At 43.9% G+C, this 19807-nt stretch carries 15 protein-coding genes and 1 tRNA gene; 12 read left to right on the top strand and 4 right to left on the bottom strand.

Features of this window, described 5'->3' with window-relative positions:
* The first annotated feature begins 52 nt into the window (after positions 1-52).
* Positions 53-892 carry a sulfurtransferase gene (locus N477_RS21560; protein ID WP_063362474.1) on the top strand — a complete coding sequence of 280 codons (840 nt, stop codon included), beginning with the start codon at positions 53-55 and terminating at the stop codon, positions 890-892.
* A 15-nt stretch (positions 893-907) separates the two neighbouring features.
* Here N477_RS21560 and N477_RS21555 read toward each other — a convergent pair whose 3' ends face one another.
* On the bottom strand, positions 908-2095 hold the full coding sequence (locus N477_RS21555; protein ID WP_063362475.1) for an ROK family transcriptional regulator: 1188 nt from the start codon (positions 2093-2095) through the stop codon (positions 908-910).
* Between the two features lie 214 nt (positions 2096-2309).
* Here N477_RS21555 and N477_RS21550 point away from each other — a divergent pair, with 214 nt between their 5' ends.
* From N477_RS21550 to N477_RS21535, 4 genes are read left to right on the top strand one after another with little or no spacing between them, the layout of a single operon-like run.
* Positions 2310-3401, top strand: a complete 1092-nt coding sequence (locus N477_RS21550) for a substrate-binding domain-containing protein (protein ID WP_155731987.1) — start codon at positions 2310-2312, stop codon at positions 3399-3401.
* A gap of 43 nt (positions 3402-3444) precedes the next feature.
* On the top strand, positions 3445-4323 hold the full coding sequence (locus N477_RS21545; RefSeq protein ID WP_196760676.1) for an ABC transporter permease: 879 nt from the start codon (positions 3445-3447) through the stop codon (positions 4321-4323).
* Entirely contained in the window at positions 4320-5105 is a 786-nt protein-coding gene (locus N477_RS21540) for an ATP-binding cassette domain-containing protein (protein WP_063362477.1), read from the top strand. The genes N477_RS21545 and N477_RS21540 overlap by 4 nt, the downstream gene beginning before the upstream one ends.
* 14 nt (positions 5106-5119) lie before the next feature.
* Positions 5120-5437: a hypothetical protein gene (locus N477_RS21535; RefSeq protein ID WP_063362478.1), complete on the top strand. Its 318-nt coding sequence runs from the start codon at positions 5120-5122 to the stop codon at positions 5435-5437.
* Between the two features lie 15 nt (positions 5438-5452).
* Here the strand turns inward: N477_RS21535 and N477_RS21530 are convergent, their stop codons facing one another.
* Positions 5453-6421 carry a class 1 fructose-bisphosphatase gene (locus N477_RS21530; RefSeq protein WP_063362479.1) on the bottom strand — a complete coding sequence of 323 codons (969 nt, stop codon included), beginning with the start codon at positions 6419-6421 and terminating at the stop codon, positions 5453-5455.
* 161 nt (positions 6422-6582) lie between these two features.
* Here N477_RS21530 and N477_RS21525 point away from each other — a divergent pair, with 161 nt between their 5' ends.
* A complete protein-coding gene (locus N477_RS21525) occupies positions 6583-9009 on the top strand; it encodes a zinc-dependent metalloprotease (RefSeq protein ID WP_063362576.1) in 2427 nt (808 codons plus the stop codon).
* 69 nt (positions 9010-9078) lie between these two features.
* Here N477_RS21525 and N477_RS21520 read toward each other — a convergent pair whose 3' ends face one another.
* Complete coding sequence (locus tag N477_RS21520; protein ID WP_063362480.1) at positions 9079-10035, bottom strand: methylenetetrahydrofolate reductase; 957 nt, start codon at positions 10033-10035, stop codon at positions 9079-9081.
* Between the two features lie 281 nt (positions 10036-10316).
* Between N477_RS21520 and N477_RS21515 the strand changes: the two genes are divergently transcribed.
* The 3 genes from N477_RS21515 to N477_RS21505 all read left to right on the top strand — a co-directional run bounded on the left by N477_RS21515 (position 10317) and on the right by N477_RS21505 (position 14921).
* The gene (locus N477_RS21515; protein WP_063362481.1) at positions 10317-13202 is read left to right on the top strand and encodes a M16 family metallopeptidase; all 2886 of its coding nucleotides are present in this window, start codon (positions 10317-10319) and stop codon (positions 13200-13202) included.
* Between the two features lie 207 nt (positions 13203-13409).
* Complete coding sequence (gene cysE, locus N477_RS21510) at positions 13410-14231, top strand: serine O-acetyltransferase (RefSeq protein ID WP_063362577.1); 822 nt, start codon at positions 13410-13412, stop codon at positions 14229-14231.
* 15 nt (positions 14232-14246) lie between these two features.
* Positions 14247-14921, top strand: a complete 675-nt coding sequence (locus N477_RS21505; protein ID WP_155731986.1) for a hypothetical protein — start codon at positions 14247-14249, stop codon at positions 14919-14921.
* 1 nt (position 14922) lies between these two features.
* Here the strand turns inward: N477_RS21505 and xseA are convergent, their stop codons facing one another.
* The gene (gene xseA, locus N477_RS21500) at positions 14923-16272 is read right to left on the bottom strand and encodes an exodeoxyribonuclease VII large subunit (RefSeq protein WP_063362483.1); all 1350 of its coding nucleotides are present in this window, start codon (positions 16270-16272) and stop codon (positions 14923-14925) included.
* 133 nt (positions 16273-16405) lie between these two features.
* Here xseA and guaB point away from each other — a divergent pair, with 133 nt between their 5' ends.
* The 3 genes from guaB (at position 16406) to N477_RS21485 (ending at position 19799) form a co-directional block, all read left to right on the top strand.
* On the top strand, positions 16406-17875 hold the full coding sequence (gene guaB, locus N477_RS21495; protein ID WP_063362578.1) for an IMP dehydrogenase: 1470 nt from the start codon (positions 16406-16408) through the stop codon (positions 17873-17875).
* Between the two features lie 126 nt (positions 17876-18001).
* Positions 18002-19576 (top strand): glutamine-hydrolyzing GMP synthase, encoded by a 1575-nt coding sequence (guaA, locus tag N477_RS21490; protein ID WP_063355733.1) that lies wholly within the window; start codon positions 18002-18004, stop codon positions 19574-19576.
* A gap of 146 nt (positions 19577-19722) precedes the next feature.
* Positions 19723-19799: transfer RNA gene (locus N477_RS21485), tRNA-Trp, on the top strand.
* The last annotated feature ends 8 nt before the right edge of the window (positions 19800-19807 follow it).

Here is a 19807-nt window from a genome sequence, read left to right as displayed (position 1 = left end):
TAGCGCTTGCGGTGCTAGAAATTAACTGAAACTAATTAAATAAGTGTTCGAAATGGTAAAAAACTTAAAAAGTAGTCAGTGGTTGTCCGAAAATAAAGAGGATGTGATTATTCTTGATTCAGGTATTGTGAAGCCCGGTGAGTCAGGTGACTATCAGCCTGCAGCGATTATTCCTGGTGCACTTCGATTCGATATAAGTCATACCTTTAGCGACCATACATCGACACTACCTAACATGATGTGTTCAAGCAGAGTTTTTCAAGCGGAGGCCAGGCAGCTAGGGATAAATAACTCGGACACGCTCATTGTATATGATGATAAAGGTTTGTTTAGTGCTGCTCGTGCGTGGTGGATGTTTAAATCAATGGGATTTGAGCATGTGTATGTGTTAGATGGAGGGTTAAAGCATTGGCAAGCGTGTGGCTTTGATACTGTCTCTGACTATGTTAGTGCTCAAAATCTTGGTAATTTTACAGCAAAACCAAAGCCGCACTTTTTCATAAACCATAAAACGGTTCTGACCGGGATAAACTGCCAAGATACTTTACTGTTTGACGCCAGAGGTGCAACACGGTTTGAGGGTAAGGGAAGTGAACCTCGTCAAGGGCGTCAAGGTCATATCCCCAATAGTGTTAATTTACCTTATAGCAGTTTGTTGACTGAAGAGGGGTTGTTAAAACCCGTCTCTGAAATAGCTGAGCGCTTAGCTTCGCTGGGCGCAGAGTCAAACAAAACAATGCTCCAATTTAGCTGTGGTTCAGGAGTCACGGCATGTATTTTGGCTTTAGCCGCGACAGAATGCGGTTATACACGTCTACAGGTATATGATGGCTCGTGGAGTGAATGGAGCAAGCTAGAAGGCGCACCGATTGATATAGGCCCTTCATATTAGCTTGTTGTACACAAATTATTGTGAAAAAACCGTGCTTTGCAATGTATTACCTGACCAAAAAGGGGGGATATAAAGTGTTTGCATGTTTTTATTATTAAGCGCGGCATGTAGAGGCAGTGTTGCAATACCAGTCAGTGCGATGCTATCGATATTCGGGACTTTTATGAGTCTGACTATGTCCCGTTTACCAAGTTGAGCAATAGATGGAATAAAAGGCCTCAGTGAAGAAATAAGTGCATCAAGGCACGCTTCACTGATATCACCGCCGATGATGATAGTCTGAGTATTCAGCAATGACTCTAAGGTGTGAATCGCAATTCGCAGCGGCTCAGTGGCTTGCGTTATCCACTTTTTACTCATTGGGTGTCTTAATGGATCTAATTGCTCAATGGGGATCGTGTCCTCATCACAGCCGTCGAGAAAGGTTTTTAGTGCGTTAATCGACGCGTATTTATTTAAAGTCCCAAGTTCTGCTGTGCTTTCATCTTGATCGGGGGTGACAAATATATCGCCGATAGCCCCAGTCAGCCCGTTTTGTCCAAGCATGATCTGCCTATCATATACGACCGCAGCTTCTACTGTGTTGCCCAAATGCAGATACACAAAATTATGTAATGTTTTGGCTTCGCCAAATAGCATTTGGTAAGCCGCACATGCCGATGCGGTATTTTCCAATGCGATAGGTAGATTAAGTAATTCACTTAATTGTGATTGTAGCTGTTGATTAACTTGATGCTGAGATATTGCATCAGTTTGGTCCGTTTGAATAGATAAGCCGCCAGCGAGTATCGCTTCAAAGCTAATATCACATGTCGCTATGAACTTTTCTAACTCTTGCTTGATGTCTTGGGCGTTAGGCTGAGTTATTAGATCTTTGGTCGTTTGGTTATGACACTCACCATTGAGGTAATACAGGCCTAACTCTAATAAATTGGGGCTCACTCTCATTGCGCAGGTAAATGCTGCATGTTTATTTAAACACAGCATTTTTGACGGTTTGCCTGCGCTCTCTGTCCTCTTGACGCCGATTTCCTCAACGAGATTGACCGCTAACAAGGCTTCAACCATATTCGTGATGGTTTGCTTAGTTAGTAGGGTATTTCGTGCAATATCAGCGCGAGAGATTGGACCTAGCGTGACAATTTGCGTCAATACTAAACGTAAATTAACGGCTTTATTCTGTTTAGCATTTGACCCTTTCACTTTGTATCCTTTTTCGTCGACACGTATCTAAATTATATTCAAGACACTCTATCTTATTACACATGGCACTATTTTCGAATACTTTAAATGCTTTAGCTCCTCAGATAGTCCATTCAGTGTTAAGTAAAATCATTTGACAAACATAGGAATGCTGATCAAATGTACTGAATCAGGTTTTCATTAAAGGAACTATTGAGTGAAGTGCTGTTGTTTTATGTATAAATATTGCCTTCAATACTGCACAAAACTGCGACTACGTACATGGGCTTGTTTGTTTTTTGTGATGTTAGCTCAGTATGCACATAGCAATACCAGTTACGTCCTATCAACGAAGCAAGAAGCCGATGTTAAAACTGCAAAACTTACAGCGGCGATGGCTTGGCATGGCTCTAGTCCATGGGTAAATGCGGTGACATTGGGTGCCCAACAAGAGTTTGAGCGGTTGGGGATCGAGGTGTTGGCTGTGACTGAGGCACATTATGATCCTGCAAAGCAAATAACAGACTTGGAGACATTGGCCGTTTTAGAGCCGGATATTTTGTTATCGCTGAGTATTGATAGTTTTAGCTCTAAGCCCAGTTATTTGCGCCTAAGTAGAAGTGGTACGCAATTGGTGCTACTCAGTAATCCAATAGCCGGTTTTATGCATGGTGAAGATTATGCTGGGTTAGTTGGTGATAATGTTGAGGGTATGGGACAAGCCGCTGCCAAGCTAGTTGCAGAAGCTATCTCAAATCATGGCCGAGTAGGGATGATTTATCACGAGGCTGATTATTATATTACCAACCAACGCGATGCTGCTTTTGTACATGCACTTGCACAATACGATGATATAGAACTGAGCGTACAAAAAGGGTTTGTGAGAAAGAATCAAACAGCGCAGCTCACTTCAGCCATGCTCATCCAGAACCCAAATATTTCCGCCATCTATGTATCGTGGGATGCTGCTGCTGAAGGGGTGATTGAGGCACTTAGGATTGCAAATCGTAAAGACATTAAAGTGATCACCCATGATTTGGGCACGAATAACCTTATTGATATGGCCTTGCATGGCAATATGTATGGCACAGTCTCTGATCGTCCGTTCGAGATCGGAACCTTAATGGCAAGAATTGGAGCAGGCGCAGCTACTGGGGTTACGACACCCTTATACACACAAGTAAGTTATCATGCGGTGACTGCCAATAATATCGCCGCTTCTTGGCAGCTTGCTTTTCAGACTCCACTACCACAAATTTTACAAACAGTATTAAAGCAATCTCAAGCGGATACTCTGACGCAAGATAGGGGGAGCGATGCTCAGTAAGCTCAATAGACAGACATTCATATATTATGCTTGTACGAGTGCGATGTTGATTTTCATATTATCGCTGTCCGGCTCGGCTTTCTTTTCGGCGGCAAATCTATTAAATATTTTACTCCAAACCGCGCCGGTTGCGGTCATGGCAATTGGCTTAAGCTTCGCTTTATCTGTTGGATATATTGATTTATCAATCGGTGCAATTGTAGTTATTTGTGGTATGGCTGCTGCTTTTTTGTTACCGCTTTATGGCCTGCCGGTGGCCGTCGTATTTGCATTGTCTTTAGGCGTGTGTATTGGGGCAATAAACGGCTATTTGTGTGAACGTTTCGCTTTGCCACCGTTAATCGTGACCTTGGGCATGTTGGGCGTTTTGACTGGGTTTGCAAGGAAAATTTCAGATCTTCAGTCTATTCCAATTATTCATACCCATTTTATTACTCTGTTTGGCCATGGCTCAGTATTGGGTGTGCCTATTTTTTTGTTGTGGCTTGCAGGGCTGGTGATGATTGCTGCGTTAATTATGACCCAAACTCGTTTTGGACGTCATTTATTTGCAGTGGGAGTAAGCTCATCGTTAGCACACCAAATGGGGCTAAATGTATCTCGAGTCCGGATGATTGCCATGTCATTGTGTGGCGGGTTTTGTGCGTTTGCTGGTCTGCTATATGCGGCAAGAATGCAAAGCGCCAAATACACAATTGGTGAGTCTGACTTGATGGTCGCTATCGCTGCTGTGATCATTGGTGGTTGTAGTTTGCTTGGCGGCAAGGTCAATATCTTCGCTGTTGTACTGGGGGTATGGCTGCTCGGTTGTATTAATAATGCGCTAATATTCAGCGGCTTTTCTAGTAATGAGCAGATGATGGTAAAAGGCGGTATTTTAATTGTGGCTGTGACCATCACAACAAGGGCACAAAAATCATGAAGCGTACTGCGTTAGACCAAGTGGCCCTAGAAGTCCGTGGGTTGTATAAGAGCTTTGAAGGTATCAATGTGCTTAGCGGGGTTAACTTTACGGTTAATCGAGGTGAAGTGGTTGCCTTGCTTGGGGACAATGGAGCAGGTAAATCGACCTTAGTGCAGTGTTTGGCTGGGTTAACTCAGCCTGATAAGGGCAAGATCCAAGTTGGTCAAATTGAGCGCGCTTTATGCTCCCCAAGTGCGTCTTATCAAGCAGGAATCGCCGTCGTCCATCAAGATTTAGCATTGGTACAAGGGCTCAGTGTGGTTGAAAATTTATTTTTAAATCGCGAAATATTGCATCAACATAGGATGTTAAGGCTGCTAGGTTGGTTAGATAAAAAAGCCATGGCAAGGCAAGCAAAAAAGCTATTGCAGCGACTTGGCATGCCGCTGATCAATATCAACGCTCCTGTAAATACACTCTCTGGTGGTCAAAAACAGGCGGTTGCGATTATAAGAGCTGTGTATGCTGGTGCTGAAATCATTGTTATGGACGAGCCAACGGCGGCTCTGGGGGCTGAGCAATGTGCGCGCTTGGTGACATTGATCCGCTTGCTTAGCTCACAGGGGATAGCCATCATCCTGATCAGTCATAATTTACAACAAGTAGATACCTTGTGTGATCGTGCCGTTATTTTATTTCAAGGACAAAGCGTTGCTGATGTTGCGATAGATGAGGTCAGTCAGGCACAATTACTGGGTTATATGAATGGTATTGAACTAGACATAGCTCAAGCGAGTTAATCAATGGGGACAGAGTGAATTATTCAGAGGCGGTTAGCTGTTTTGCAGAGTTTGGTGAGCATCGTGATGATGCAATCTCTATTATGTTAGGTGCCAAGCAGCAGCTCGGTATGTATAGTTTGTCGGTAGCCACTTTCAAACAGGTGCTGCAGCGCACTATTGATGGAGAGATCTGTATTGCAGATTTAGAGCTATGGGCGAATGTTTTATTGCAGCGTGAGGAGTATAACGTTGACGAACTGGAGGGGAGTCTTTATGCTCTGTCAGATCCAGATGTTATGGGTGGCATAGACGAGGCCAAACTCACACGTTTATTAACGCTGCTAGAATGACCTCATTCGATGAAGTTACTTATGATAGTTTAAGCAAGTTTCAACTTCATTTTTTGAACCTAGGATAACCGCCACTCGCTGGTGGATTGCATTTGGTTCAATGTCTAGAATGCGTTGCTCACCTGTGTGTGCTAGGCCGCCAGCTTGTTCTACAAGCATTGCCATTGGGTTTGCTTCGTATAGTAATCTTAGCTTGTAAGGCTTTTCAGGGTTTTTAGTATCCGCAGGATAAGTAAATAGGCCACCGCGACACAATACACGATGCACATCGCCAACCATGGCAGCTATCCAACGCATGTTAAAGTTTTTGCCTCTAGGGCCTTCTGTGCCTGCTAATAAATCGGCCATGTAATTTTTCATCGCAGGTTGCCAATGGCGCTGATTAGAGGCGTTAATTGCAAACTCTTGCGTATCTTCAGGGATTTTTGCAAAGTCTTCGGTTAACAAGAAGCTGCCGTGTGTTTTATCTAGTGTGAAGATACGTGTGCCTTTACCTGTGGTCAAAGCGAGTGTTGTTGAAGGACCATAAAGTACATAGCCAGCCGCAACTTGGTTTTTACCTGGTTGCATAAAAATAGCCGGATCAGCTGCATCTGAACCTTCAGGTGCTTCCATAATCGAGAAAATGGTGCCAACTAATGAGTTGATATCTGTGTTTGAAGAGCCATCTAGTGGGTCAAAAGACACTATGTATTTGGCGTTTGGATCGCCTGCAACAGTATAGTCTTCTTCCTCAGACGCAATTGCTTTTACGTAGCCAGATTCTAACAAGATGTCTTTAATTAGCTGATTTGATAAAACATCTAATTTTTTCTGGGTCTCACCTTGGATGTTTTCATCTAGGGTAGAACCTAACACACCTGATAGTGCACCTTGTCCTACACGGAAGGAGATCTCTTTACAAGCGGCCAAAAGAGTACGGATAAGAGAAACTAACTCTCTAGAACATCCATCTTCAAATAACACCGGCGGTAATCTACGCATATTTTAAATCCTGATAACGTTTGTCGGGTCGCAGTGGTTTTAATGTGAGAGAGGCACTGCGAACTGCGCTGAATTTCGTCTTGAATCACTGTTTTTTGTATACAATTTTATATACTAGCCAAAAAACAATCACAAAACATGAAAATAACAAAGACAAAATTATGATTAAGAGACGCTTTACCCCTTATCTCGTTTCGGCTTTGTTGCTGCCTATGATAACGCATGCGCAGGCAGCAATTAAGTCTATTGATGAATTTACTGATAAGTTTAACCATTTCCCTGGGTTTTACTCATTTTATGCAGATCAAAGCAGCGGTAAAATTTACCTAGATGTAGATAAATTTGCACAGCCTTTTTTACTACAGCACAGTTTGCCTTATGGCGTTGGGTCCAATGATATCGGGTTGGATAGAGGTCAGCTGGGTGGTACACATTTGGTACAGTTTGAGCGCTTTGGTAATAAAGTTATGTTGCGTGCTAACAATACGTATTATCGCGCCAGTGCAGATAATCATGCCGAGCAGCAAAGTGTCAAAGAGGCGTTTGCATCAAGTATCTTGCATGGCTTTAAAGTGGTTGCTGAGGACAATGACAGTGTCTTAATTGATTACACGCCTTACCTGTTATCTGATGTACATGGTGTATCGCGTCGGTTAAAAGCCACTGAGCAAGGTAGTTACAGTCTAGATGCAAGTCGCAGCGCGGTTTATTCTGAGCGCTCAAAGGCTTTTGTAAAAAACACCGAGTTAGAGGCTGTGCTGACGTTTAAAGGCGGCAATCCTGGTAAGCATGTGCGTCAAGCCGTGGCAGATCCTTATGCCATCACGGTGCATCAGCGTCATTCACTTATTGAGTTGCCTGATGAAAACTATCAGCCACGTCAGTTTCACCCTCAGTCAGGGTTTTGGAGCATTGAGCACAAAGATTACTCGGCACCTTTAGGAAGCTCGATGTATGTTCGTTATATTCCGCGTCATCGCTTAGAGAAAAAAGACCCTACCGCAAAAGTGTCTGAGCCAGTCAAACCGATTGTTTACTATTTAGATCCCGGTGTACCCGAGCCGGTAAAAACCGCATTGCTTGATGGGGCACGCTGGTGGGATGATGCATTTGAAGCGGCTGGTTATAAAGGCGCATTTGAAGTGAAAATGTTACCCGAGCATGCAGATCCGATGGATGTGCGCTATAACGTGATCCAATGGGTTCACAGAGCGACGCGTGGCTGGTCGTATGGTGCATCTATTATCAATCCATTAAGCGGTGAAATCATCAAAGGACATGTGACATTAGGGTCATTGAGAGTGCGTCAAGATATTCTCATTGCAGAAGCCCTTGCTGCGCCTTTTATCCAAGGCGATGAAGTCACCAAAAAGCTACATGATATGGCGCTGGATCGCATTCGCCAACTCAGTGCACATGAAATTGGTCATACTTTAGGTATTGCTCATAACTTTGCTGCATCAGCAGATGGCCGCGCATCCGTTATGGATTATCCGCACCCACTGGTGCAATTCACCAATGATGGACAGCTTGATGTGAGCAAAGGTTATGCCTCTGGTATGGGCGCTTGGGATATTCAAGCGGTCAAATACGGTTATGGTGACTATCGTGCCACAGATGAAGCGCAAGCGCTGGCACAGGTGATCAAGCAGACCAACGACATGGGGTTGGCGTATATTTCTGATGCGGACGCAAGACCGCAAGGCGGTGCTCACCCGACGGCACACTTGTGGGATAACGGTGAAGACCCAACAGCTGAACTGCGTCGCGTGATGGGCATTCGCCAACAAGCACTGGCTCAATTTGGCCCTAATAACATCAAAAAAGGCGTTGCTTTATCACAGTTAGAAGAAAAGTTGGTGCCACTGTATTTATTCCACAGGTATCAAGTTGAGTCTGCTGTGAAGTTGATAGGCGGTGTTGATTACGACTATGAAGTACGTGGTGAAGACAAAGTAAAAGGTGCACATGTTGTGGCAAAAACACAGCAAGTGGGTGCATTGCAGGCACTGTTGGAGACATTATCTCCTGAGTCACTGATTATTCCTGAGTCTGTACTGGCGGTGATCCCACCCAAGGCTTACGGTGAGTCGAGAAATCGCGAAAGTGTTCATGGCAGAACTGGTTTGACGTTAGATGCTATGGCATTACCAGAAATGGCAACCCAGCACACACTCAAGTTATTACTGAATGCCGAGCGTTTAAATCGCGTCGCTCAGCAGTATGCGCGCAATGACCGCTATTTAGGCAGTGATGAAGTATTGGCAAAGATCCATGCACATGTATTTGAAGCGAATGCAAAATCTACTATGGCGAAAAAGTTGAACCAACGCGTTCAGTATTTAACGGCTTATCGTATGGCGGATCTAAGTCTGAGCGATAAGGTTGCACCAGAGGTGCAAGCACAGCTTCGCTATTATTTGCGACAAGTCGCGCAGGACACGACAGAACAGTCGTTGTTTTCAAGCCCAAGCAAAGCGGATGCGTTTTCGCTCTATTTAGGCGAGCATATTCAGTATTTCTTAAAAGAAGGTAAGTGGCCTGCAAACTATGCGCCTTTGGCCATGCCACCAGGATCTCCGATTTAAGCGCTGAGTCGCCATGAAAAAAAGCCCCATTTTGGGGCTTTTTAGGAGATGAATGGTGTACTGAAATGATTAAGCGATTTGCTTCTCTGCCAGTTGCAATTCCATGGTGGCTTTGAGTAGGCGATACAAATTGATAGAGGCATCAATTTCTTCTTTGCGGTTGGTTAAGCTCTCAATGTTTAGGCCAAGTGGAATATCCAAGTGCGCGCAACTTCGTAAAATTAAATCTAAATTCTCACGGCAAATTTTTATTGATTCATTGAGTGTATTGTCAGCATCTAGCATGCGCCATTTAGTTGCTTCTGGCACTGAGATACCCAACCACTGCATAAACTCTAGTGTCTTTTGCCCACCACAGGGAGTAAAGGTCAAAATAATGCGCTTTGGTTCATTGCCTTGCTGACGGCAAGTACGTGCATAACTGGTTAATAAATCAATCGTTGCTTGCGCATCATAAACAGCTTGAGATATGAAATACTCGCAGCCTTTGGTGGTTTTATCGATTAGTCTCTCATGCTCATTGCGTTTGTTTGCATGGCGCTCAGCGATAGTGACACCACCCAAGAAAAAGTCTTGTGTATGCTCACGTAAAGTTTGATAAGCCTCAGGTAAGCCTAACTTTACGTCGCCTTTTGAAGATGGACTGCCCACTAACACAAGGTTGTTCAAGCCAAAGTCTTGTTTTGTTTTCTGCAACCATTGGGTGAACTCTTTTCTGTCCCGTTGTGCAACACTTTTATAGGTGATCACGTCTAGATTAGATAAATCACGGACTAATTTACTGTATTCAACCGGGTCGACTGTTTGCTTAAAAGGAAAAGGTCTTGGCACCTGTGTACGACTACTTTCATCCTGAATGTCGTAAATAACCACTCCATCATACTCGATTTCATGCAATCGATTTAACAGCTTAGTGGCAATCGTTTGAAGCTGTTCGCTGTCTGTTCCTAGTTTAGGTGGGGTTGTACCAATTAAATAGACGCCTTGGTTAGGGTCTAATATTTTCTCTTGCAGCGTTAAAGCCATGTCCTCATTCCCGCTCATTCATCATTACAGGGTAAATATAGCAGCCATTTAGACGTCTAGATAGATTTTTTTATTGAGTTTACTTCATTAAATATGATTTTTTTTCATAAGTACTGAAATTAAAGAACATTATGATGCAAATTTTTAATGTAACCCGAGTTAAGTTTTTTTCATCATTTATCGTGATATATGAGATTTTTCCTTTCTTTGAGGCATAATCAGGGAATAAACCTGTGCTTTGCACAGGCATACAGAGACAAAATGAAAATTTAGGGACACATATGAAATTTAAGCTTTTGGCGACCAGCCTTGCTGTTACCTTGGCACTGAGTGGTTGTGCTGCGAATAACGCAAATAACACCAATAGTCTACAAAGCAATGCTGCAGCTGTGGTCAATACAGCTGAAAATAAAGTATTTTCTCAAGACTATGTCTTGGAAGAGCTCGATAATGGTCTACGCGTGATGGTGGTTAAGACTGATTATCCTGATGTCGTATCTTTACAGATCCCAGTATCAGTTGGTTCGCGCAATGAAATCGAAGATGGCAAAACAGGTTTTGCACACTTCTTTGAACATATGATGTTTAAGGGGTCTAAAAAATATCCTGAAGCAATTTACAAAGACATCATCAAAAACTCAGGGGTTGATAACCGCGCTTATACAACCAACGACTACACCAATTATTATTTAAGCTTTTCTAAAGAGCATTTAGAAAAAGTATTAGAGATCCAATCTGATATTTTCCAAAACCTCCATTTTAGCGAAGAGCAATTCCGTACTGAGGCGCTGACCGTAAAAGGTGAATATCTTAAAAATAATGCCAATCCACTTCGTAAATTATTAGGTGCTGTACGTGAAAAGGCGTTTGATGAGCACACCTATAAACATACTACGATGGGCTTTTTTGAAGATATAGAGGCAATGCCAGATCAAATGGCCTATGCGGATTTATTCTTCGAGCGCTTTTATAAGCCTGAATATGCGACCATCATCATCGTAGGTGATGTAGAGCCACAAGCCACGGTAAATATGGTGAAAAAGCACTGGGGTGAGTGGCAGCGTGGTGAATATCAAGCAGAGATCCCAGTCGAGCCAAAGCAGCAAGCAGCAAAATACCAGCACGTCGTCAATGAGGGCCAACCGGGCCACTGGTTGCTAGTCTCTTACAAAGGGCCAGCTTGGCAGCCAACGGAAAAAGATCGCGCTGCAGTAGACTTAATTTCTGAGCTGTACTTCTCAGAAAACTCCAAGTTATATCAAGAGTTGGTCGTAGATAAGCAAATTGCGACACAACTGATTACCTATAATGCAGAAACAAAAGATCCTGGCCTTTTACATGTGTTCGTTAAAGTCGAAGACGAAAAAGACCTTGTGACCGTGCGTGATGCAATTAATCGTACTTATGCGACGGCACGCACGGAATTAGTAGATGAAGGTAAGCTAGCGGCACTTAAATCAAATAAGCGTTATAGCTTTGCCAATGATTTAGACTCATCAAAAGCAATTGCATCTATGCTAGCAAGCTATGTGCACTTTGAACGTGATCCTGAAGTTATTAACCAAATGTATGCAACGGCAGACACAGTCACCCCAGAAGATATTCGCCGCATCGCAAACAAATACTTTGTTGATTCTGGACGCAATACCGTCACCATGTCAGCAAAAGCGGACATCGCTGGTTTTGATAAAGAAGTAGCGCTTGACGCACTGACGGATGAGCTAAACCGCCCTACAGAGCAGCACTTTACTGTACTTGATAAAACGTCAAATTCACCGCTAGTTGACGTGAATTGGTTATTTTACACGGGCGCGGCGGCTGATCCGGTAGGGAAAAAAGGGGTTGCTGCTTTGACCGCAGCAATGCTGGCCAAAGGTGGCAGTGCAACTAAGTCATATAAAGAAATTCAAAAAGCCATGTACCCGCTAGCGGGTAGCTTTGCTCATCAAGTAGATAAAGAAATGATTGCATTGCGTGGTCGTGTGCATAAAGATAATGCACATCAGTGGTATGCATTAGTAGGTGAGCAACTGCTCAATCCAGGCTTTAGAGAAGATGACTTTAGCCGCCTGAAAAAAGAACTGATTGATAACATTAATTCAGACTTAAAGTCGTCCAATGATGAAGAGCTGGGTAAAGAGGTGCTTTATCATAAGTTATATCAAGGTCATGCCTATGAAAGTCTTAATTTAGGTGATTTGTCAGATTTAGAAGCCCTAACATTGCAAGATGTGAAGGATTTCTATCACAGCCAGTTCACTCAGGCGAAGTTAAATCTAGGTCTAACAGGTGCGTTAAATGACGATTTGAAGGCGCAATTGATACAAGACTTAACGCGTTTACCAAAAGGTGAAGAAAAGCGTTTAAATGTTGCTGATGCGCCTGCGCTAGAAGGGATCCATGCGACGGTAGTCGAGAAAAGCGCTAAATCAACGGCAGTATCATTTGGTTTCCCAATTGATACTGTTCGCAGTAGCAAAGATTGGACTGCGTTATGGTTAGTACGTTCATACTTTGGTGAGCACCGTAATTCAGGCGCTTTCTTATTTGACCGAATTCGTCAGACTCGTGGCATGAACTATGGCGATTATGCTTACATAGAATACTTCCCACGCGGCATGTACCAAACTATGCCTGATGCGAACTTAGGTCGCTCTGAGCAGATCTTCCAAGTTTGGTTACGTCCACTGCGCTCAAATAATGACGCGCATTTTGCGACTCGTGTCGCGGTTTATGAGCTTGATAAGATGATTAAGCAAGGGATGAGTGAAAAAGACTTTGAAGCAACGCGTAATTTCTTAAACAACTATGTGCCACAGCTGGTGGCGAGTCAGGATAGACAACTTGGTTATGCATTGGATAGCCAATTCTATAACACCGATGAGTTTGTAAGCTTAGTGCGTTCACAGCTCGCGAGTTTGAGCTTAGATGACGTCAACCGTGTGATCCGTGAAAACCTACAAACTGAGAATATGCACTATGTGTTTGTGACAGGTGACGGTGAAGACATGAAGCAGCGTCTTGCTAGTGAGCAGGTGTCACCGCTGAAGTACAATGTCAGCAAGCCACAGGCTTTACTTGATGAAGACAAGATAGTAGAGAGCTATAAGCTGTCTGTGCCTGCAAACAACATTGAAGTCATACAAGCACAGGATTTATTTAAATAACCCTCTAAGTTGTATGACAGAACAAACGCCTCGCTTATGCGAGGCGTTTTTATTGATTAGCATTAAGTTGCATACGCGTAAAAAAAACACCATTATAGGAACCTTCAGTTATAATTAATAACTAGAAATTCGAGGCTGGCTAGTGCTATCAAAGGGTGATGCACGCTAAGATAATAAATGATGGTAAATGACAGACATGTGGAAATTATGAGACACGAAATTTGGCAACAATTGAGAGAAGAAGCCCAAGAGCTTGTACAAAGAGAGCCCTTACTCGCCAGTCACGTTTATTCAAGTGTGCTCAATCACGAATGTTTGGGGTCAGCGTTGAGTTTTATTGTGGCAAATAAGCTCTCAGATGCCGTTGTGTCTGCATTTACGATTCGAGAATTGTTTGATCAAGCGTTTGTTGATTGCGATCGAATGCTGACTCATGTGGCTCATGATATAAAAGCTGTTAAAGATCGAGACCCCGCTGCCGATAGTTATCTTAACGTGATATTAAACTTGAAGGGTTTTCATGCATTACAAGCACACCGTCTCGCATACTGTCTGTGGCGACAACAGCGCAAAGAACTCGCCCGCTTTATTCAAAGTCGCACCTCTGAAGTTTTTGGCGTTGACATCCATCCTGCTTGTAAAGTCGGCCATGGTATTATGCTTGACCATGCGACTGGTATAGTCATTGGTGAAACCGCGGTAATTGAAGATAATGTGTCTATTTTGCAGTCAGTCACGCTCGGCGGTACGGGTAATGAGCAAGGTGATCGTCACCCTAAGATCCGTGCAGGTGTTTTGATTGGTGCTGGCGTAAAAGTACTTGGTAACATTGAAGTCGGTGAAGGGGCGCGCATCGGCGCAGGCTCGGTAGTATTAAAAGCCGTTGCACCGCATACCACGGTAGTGGGTGTCCCTGCCAAAGTGGTCGGTAAACCAAATTGCCCATGCCCTGCAGAGAGCATGGATCAAAACTTCTTAGATGATGCGATTAGTCGAATTAATGACTCTCATACCAGCGCCATGCTTTAAGTTGCGCTTTGTCTGATGCGCTCGAAGAGCTCTTTGGTATATGCGTTTGCCACGGGTGTTTTGCTAACCTGTGGGTTTTATGAAATACGCCATACTGATCTGGGCGCTCAAGATGCACCGTCAGAGAAAGTACTTCATTTGAATGAAGCCACTCGCGTAATGGCTGAAGAACACATACTGAAACAAGCTATTCCTCCCGTTCCACCAAGAGAAACGCACAGTAATGCGCTACCTGTTTTAAATCACACCACAGAACTTGAACAGCTGGTTCAACGCAATCAGCAATTAGAGCAAGAAAACTCACGTTTGAAAGCGCAGTTATTGCACCCCAGTGAGTCCTCACCTTCAAGTTATAACGTCCCAAATCAATTGAAAAATATATTCGCACACCAGCGGCGCGATGAAGTGTGGGCCTCGGAAGTGGAGCTATTTGCGGAAGACTTTTTATATGAGGCGAGTCTGCATGATGATGTCGAGATGCTATCTGTAGAATGTAGGCAGCATATTTGTCAGCTCAACTTTGCGTCGCAATCAAATAGTACTTCACCAAGGTGGCAGCAGCTCCACAATGCTTTACTTAACATGCCTTGGATGAAGCAGTTTAAAACGGTGACCGCTGTGCAAAACCAAGGCGTCATGCAGATACACCTGAGTTTAAAAACCAGTGAACAATTAAAAAGCGAGTACTAACTTACTCGCCTTTTTCTTTAATTGCAGTGACTTTAGTATGTAGTTGCCCATCTGCGAGCTGTGTAATAAGCGCGTCGCCGGTTTTGACCTCTGATACCGAACTGAGCACATGTTTGCCTTTTTGAGTAATACTGTAACCTCGAGATAGCACTGTCAGAGGGCTGACACTGTCAAGTCTAGCAGCAAGTAGCGCCAGCAGGTTTTGTTGGCGGCTTTGCTGTTGTTTCATGGTATTGTGCAAGGCTGATTCCAATCTCTGTAGCTTTGCTTTGGCTTCATTCAAGCGCTTTTCAGGGTGGAATTTTAGGAGGGTATGGTCAAGTACATTCACTTTGTGATGGTGTTTTTGTTGCTGATATTGCCACGCTCGTATCAAACGTTGCTGCAATTCATCGATGCGCTGTACTTGTTGCATCAATTGGTTCTGAGGATGCTGCAGACTTAATCGCTGTTGCAGCCGTGCAATATGTTGTTGCTCATCATATAGCTTGCGTTTTAATGCAGTTGTAAGGCGCTGTTTTCTATCCTTTACATAATTTATCAGCTCACTACTATCAGGGCTCACTAACTCTGCGGCTGCGGAGGGGGTAGGAGCACGTAAATCAGCGACATAATCACTGATGGTGGTGTCTATTTCGTGGCCTACAGCACTTATCACAGGGAGATTGCAGGTAAAAATAGCACGGGCGACGATTTCTTCGTTAAAGCACCACAGGTCCTCCAGCGAGCCACCTCCGCGACCTACTATCAATATATCGACTTCACTGCGCTTGTCTGCCAGTGCAATCTTTTCTGCGATTTGCACTCCAGCACCTTTTCCCTGTACTAGGGTGGGGTAGATGGTGACTTCTAATTGAGGAGCTCGGCGCTTTAACACAGACAAAATATCTTTGATGGCAGCGCCGGTTGCGGAGGTGACAACACCAACGCGATTGATTTGTTGCGGAAGTGGTTTTTTATGGAAACTATTAAAGAGCCCTTCAGCGGCGAGCTGCATCTGTAGCGCTTCAAACTGTTGCTTCAGTAAGCCTTCTCCGGCAGGTGCCATCTGTTCGACGATAAGCTGATAATCTCCACGGGGTTCATACACAGAGACTCGGGCTTTGACTTGTACTTGTGCCCCATTTTCTGGGCGATATTTACAATATCGGTTATTACCTCGCCACATCGCCGCTTTAATTTGCGCTTTTTCATCTTTGAGTGAAAAGTACCAATGGCCGGAAGCGGGGGCGACAAAGTTTGAAATTTCACCCGTCAACTCAAGAGAAGCGAAACCTTGTTCTAATAAACCGCGAATTTCGCGATTTAGTCGCGAAACTGTATAAACTTTGTTGTTTTGTGGCAACGACATACCGAGCTCCATAAAAAATTCACAGACACTTTAGCACATTTTTTGCTAAATTTTGTTTACTCACATAAGGAACGCTGATAAAATGCGCACGCAATTCCTTATACTCAGAATTCACTTGAGAGAAGCCGCACACATGCTAAGAATTGCAAAAGAAGCCCTTACTTTTGACGACGTACTACTAGTACCCGCTCATTCAACTGTTCTACCGCACACAGCGAGTCTTAAAACTCGTCTGACACGCGATATCGAGCTTAATCTGCCACTTGTTTCTGCGTCAATGGACACAGTTACTGAAGCACGCTTAGCGATTGCCTTAGCGCAAGAAGGCGGCATTGGCTTTATTCACAAAAACATGACCATCGAAGAGCAAGCCGACAATGTTCGTAAAGTAAAAACTTACGAAGCAGGTATTGTTACTTTCCCGGTCACAGTGACAGCTGACAAAACAATTGCTGAAACAATTGCCCTTGCTGAAGAAAAAGGGTTTTCAGGCTTCCCTGTTGTGGGTGCTGATAACCAGTTACAAGGCATTGTGACAAGTCGTGATATGCGTTTTGAAACTCAGCTAGACAAGCCTGTTTCGTCAGTGATGACAAAACAAGCAGACTTGGTAACTGTGAAAGAAGGCGCAGGTCGTGAAGAGATCCTTGGTCTTATGCACGAGCACCGCATTGAAAAAATCTTAGTGGTTGACGATGCTTTCGCACTGAAAGGCATGATCACTGTTAAAGATTATCAAAAAGCACAAGAAAAGCCGAACGCATGTAAAGACGCACAAGGTCGTTTACGTGTTGGTGCTGCTGTGGGTGTTGGTGCTGGTACTGACGAGCGTATCGCTGCATTGGTTGAAGCAGGTGTGGACATCTTATTGATTGACACCTCTCATGGTCACTCTCAAGGTGTAATTGACCGCGTTAAAGCAACGCGTGCAGCTTACCCAGAGCTACAAATTGTTGCGGGTAATGTTGCAACAGGCGCAGGTGCCCTTGCCCTTGCAGATGCTGGTGCAGATGCCGTTAAAGTAGGTATTGGCCCTGGCTCAATCTGTACAACACGTATCGTTACAGGATGTGGTGTACCACAAATCACAGCTATTTCAGATGCTGTTGAAGCGCTGAAAGATCGTGATATTCCTGTCATTGCTGATGGCGGTATTCGCTATTCAGGTGACATTGTTAAAGCGCTTGTCGCTGGTGCAGCGTGCGTTATGGTTGGTTCAATGCTTGCTGGTACTGAAGAGTCACCGGGTGAAGTTGAACTGTATCAAGGCCGTTACTACAAGTCTTACCGTGGTATGGGTTCTCTAGGTGCGATGAACCAAAAAGAAGGGTCTTCAGACCGTTACTTCCAGAAGAGCAACCAAGCAGACAAGCTTGTGCCAGAAGGCATCGAAGGCCGCGTTGCATACAAGGGCCCAATTGCTGCAATCATTCACCAGCAAATTGGTGGTATTCGCAGTGCAATGGGCTTAACAGGTTGTGCAACAATCGCTGAGCTGAACATCAAACCTGAGTTTGTACGTGTTACGTCAGCAGGTATGGGTGAGTCTCACGTACACGATGTACAAATCACCAAAGAAGCGCCTAACTATCGCTTAGGTTAAGCCGGCCAACGTGCGTTGAGCCCGCAAAATTGTCAGGGCTAGCAGCAGCTAGCCCTTTTTAATTCTGGTAAAGCAGGTTAGCTGTGCTTTACTAATTTTATCGTTTCCTAACTAACGAGATTATCAATGAGCAAAGACATCCATGATTCCCGTATTTTGATCTTAGACTTCGGTTCTCAATACACGCAGTTAATTGCACGTCGTGTACGTGAGATTGGCGTTTACTGTGAACTTTGGGCGTGGGATGTAACGGAAGAGCAGATCCGTGAATTCAACCCTCAGGGTATCATCCTGTCTGGTGGTCCAGAGTCAACCACAGAAGAAAATAGCCCAAGAGCACCAGAGTATGTGTTTGAAGCAGGTGTACCTGTACTTGGTGTATGTTACGGCATGCAAACAATGGCGATGCAGCTAGGTGGTAAAGTACATAGCTCTGATAAGAAAGAGTTTGGTTACGCAAAAGTTGAAAAAGTTGGTAACTGTGCTTTATTCGAAGCGATTGAAGATCATATCGAAGATGGCATTGGTCAACTTGACGTATGGATGAGCCACGGCGATAAAGTAGTTGAAATCCCTGACACATTTGTAACAAGTGCGAAAACGGATACGTGTCCACACGCGGCAATGTCTTGGGAAGAAAAACGTTTCTATGGTGTGCAATTCCACCCAGAAGTAACACACACGCAGCAAGGTACTCGTTTGTTAGAGCGTTTTGCGATTGATATCTGTGGCTGTGAGAAGCTTTGGACACCTTCGCAGATCATTGAAGATGCGGTTGAGCGAATCAAAGAAAAAGTCGGCGATGACGAAGTTATCCTTGGTCTTTCAGGTGGTGTTGATTCATCGGTTGTGGCTATGCTTATCCACCGTGCGATTGGTAAGAAGCTAACGTGTGTATTTGTTGATAATGGTTTACTTCGTTTAAACGAAGGTCAGCAAGTAATGGAGATGTTTGGTGATAAGTTTGGCCTGAATATCATCAAAGTGGATGCTGAAGAGCAGTTCCTAAATGACTTGGCTGGTCTTTCTGATCCTGAAGATAAGCGTAAAGCAATTGGTCATACCTTCATTGACGTATTCGATGCTGAATCTAAAAAGTTGAAAAATGCTAAATGGTTAGCGCAAGGTACGATTTACCCAGACGTCATTGAGTCAGCGGCATCTAAAACAGGTAAAGCGCACGTGATTAAGTCTCACCATAACGTAGGTGGTCTGCCTGACGATATGGAAATGGGTCTAGTAGAACCACTTCGCGAGTTGTTTAAAGATGAAGTACGTAAGATTGGCCTTGAGTTAGGTTTACCTTACGACATGCTTTACCGTCACCCATTCCCAGGTCCAGGTCTAGGTGTACGTGTCCTTGGTGAAATCAAGAAAGAATACTGTGATTTACTTCGTCGTGCAGATGCTATCTTCATAGAAGAGCTTCATAAAGCAGACATTTACCACAAAGTATCTCAAGCATTCACAGTATTCCTTCCGGTTAAATCGGTAGGCGTAATGGGTGATGCGCGTAAGTACGACTGGGTTGTGTCATTACGCTGTGTAGAAACAATTGATTTTATGACGGCGCGTTGGTCACATTTACCCTATGACTTCTTAGGTCTAGTATCAAACCGTATCATTAATGAAATCGATGGTATTTCTCGCGTCGTTTACGATATCTCCGGTAAACCACCTGCGACTATCGAGTGGGAATAATGATAGTTAGTACAAGCTAATTGAATGAAAAAAAGGCGAATATCATAAATATTCGCCTTTTTGTTTATAAAAAGCGCAAACAAACAAAAAAATGCATTTTACCTCTTTACCTTTTCTAAAAGCTCTTTATAATGCGTCGACATTGCAGGGGCGTAGTTCCAATTGGTAGAACAGCGGTCTCCAAAACCGATGGTTGCGGGTTCGAGTCCTGCCGCCCCTGCCACTTCTTAC

Source organism: Pseudoalteromonas luteoviolacea H33-S, from assembly GCF_001625695.1.
In the GTDB taxonomy this organism is placed as follows: Bacteria; Pseudomonadota; Gammaproteobacteria; order Enterobacterales; family Alteromonadaceae; genus Pseudoalteromonas; species Pseudoalteromonas luteoviolacea_B.
The sequence above is the reverse complement of the archived record's forward strand: the minus strand, read 5'-3'. Positions and strand labels throughout refer to the sequence as shown.

What these genes read in the sequence shown, in the direction of transcription:
- N477_RS21560 (WP_063362474.1), top strand. Translation starts at nt 53, where the DNA reads ATGGTAAAAAACTTAAAAAGTAGTCAGTGGTTGTCCGAAAATAAAGAG.
- N477_RS21550 (WP_155731987.1), top strand. Translation starts at nt 2,310, where the DNA reads ATGTATAAATATTGCCTTCAATACTGCACAAAACTGCGACTACGTACA.
- N477_RS21545 (WP_196760676.1), top strand. Translation starts at nt 3,445, where the DNA reads ATGTTGATTTTCATATTATCGCTGTCCGGCTCGGCTTTCTTTTCGGCG.
- N477_RS21540 (WP_063362477.1), top strand. Translation starts at nt 4,320, where the DNA reads ATGAAGCGTACTGCGTTAGACCAAGTGGCCCTAGAAGTCCGTGGGTTG.
- N477_RS21530 (WP_063362479.1), bottom strand. Translation starts at nt 6,421, where the DNA reads ATGCGTAGATTACCGCCGGTGTTATTTGAAGATGGATGTTCTAGAGAG.
- N477_RS21525 (WP_063362576.1), top strand. Translation starts at nt 6,583, where the DNA reads ATGATTAAGAGACGCTTTACCCCTTATCTCGTTTCGGCTTTGTTGCTG.
- N477_RS21520 (WP_063362480.1), bottom strand. Translation starts at nt 10,035, where the DNA reads ATGGCTTTAACGCTGCAAGAGAAAATATTAGACCCTAACCAAGGCGTC.
- N477_RS21515 (WP_063362481.1), top strand. Translation starts at nt 10,317, where the DNA reads ATGAAATTTAAGCTTTTGGCGACCAGCCTTGCTGTTACCTTGGCACTG.
- cysE (WP_063362577.1), top strand. Translation starts at nt 13,410, where the DNA reads ATGAGACACGAAATTTGGCAACAATTGAGAGAAGAAGCCCAAGAGCTT.
- N477_RS21505 (WP_155731986.1), top strand. Translation starts at nt 14,247, where the DNA reads ATGCGCTCGAAGAGCTCTTTGGTATATGCGTTTGCCACGGGTGTTTTG.
- xseA (WP_063362483.1), bottom strand. Translation starts at nt 16,272, where the DNA reads ATGTCGTTGCCACAAAACAACAAAGTTTATACAGTTTCGCGACTAAAT.
- guaB (WP_063362578.1), top strand. Translation starts at nt 16,406, where the DNA reads ATGCTAAGAATTGCAAAAGAAGCCCTTACTTTTGACGACGTACTACTA.
- guaA (WP_063355733.1), top strand. Translation starts at nt 18,002, where the DNA reads ATGAGCAAAGACATCCATGATTCCCGTATTTTGATCTTAGACTTCGGT.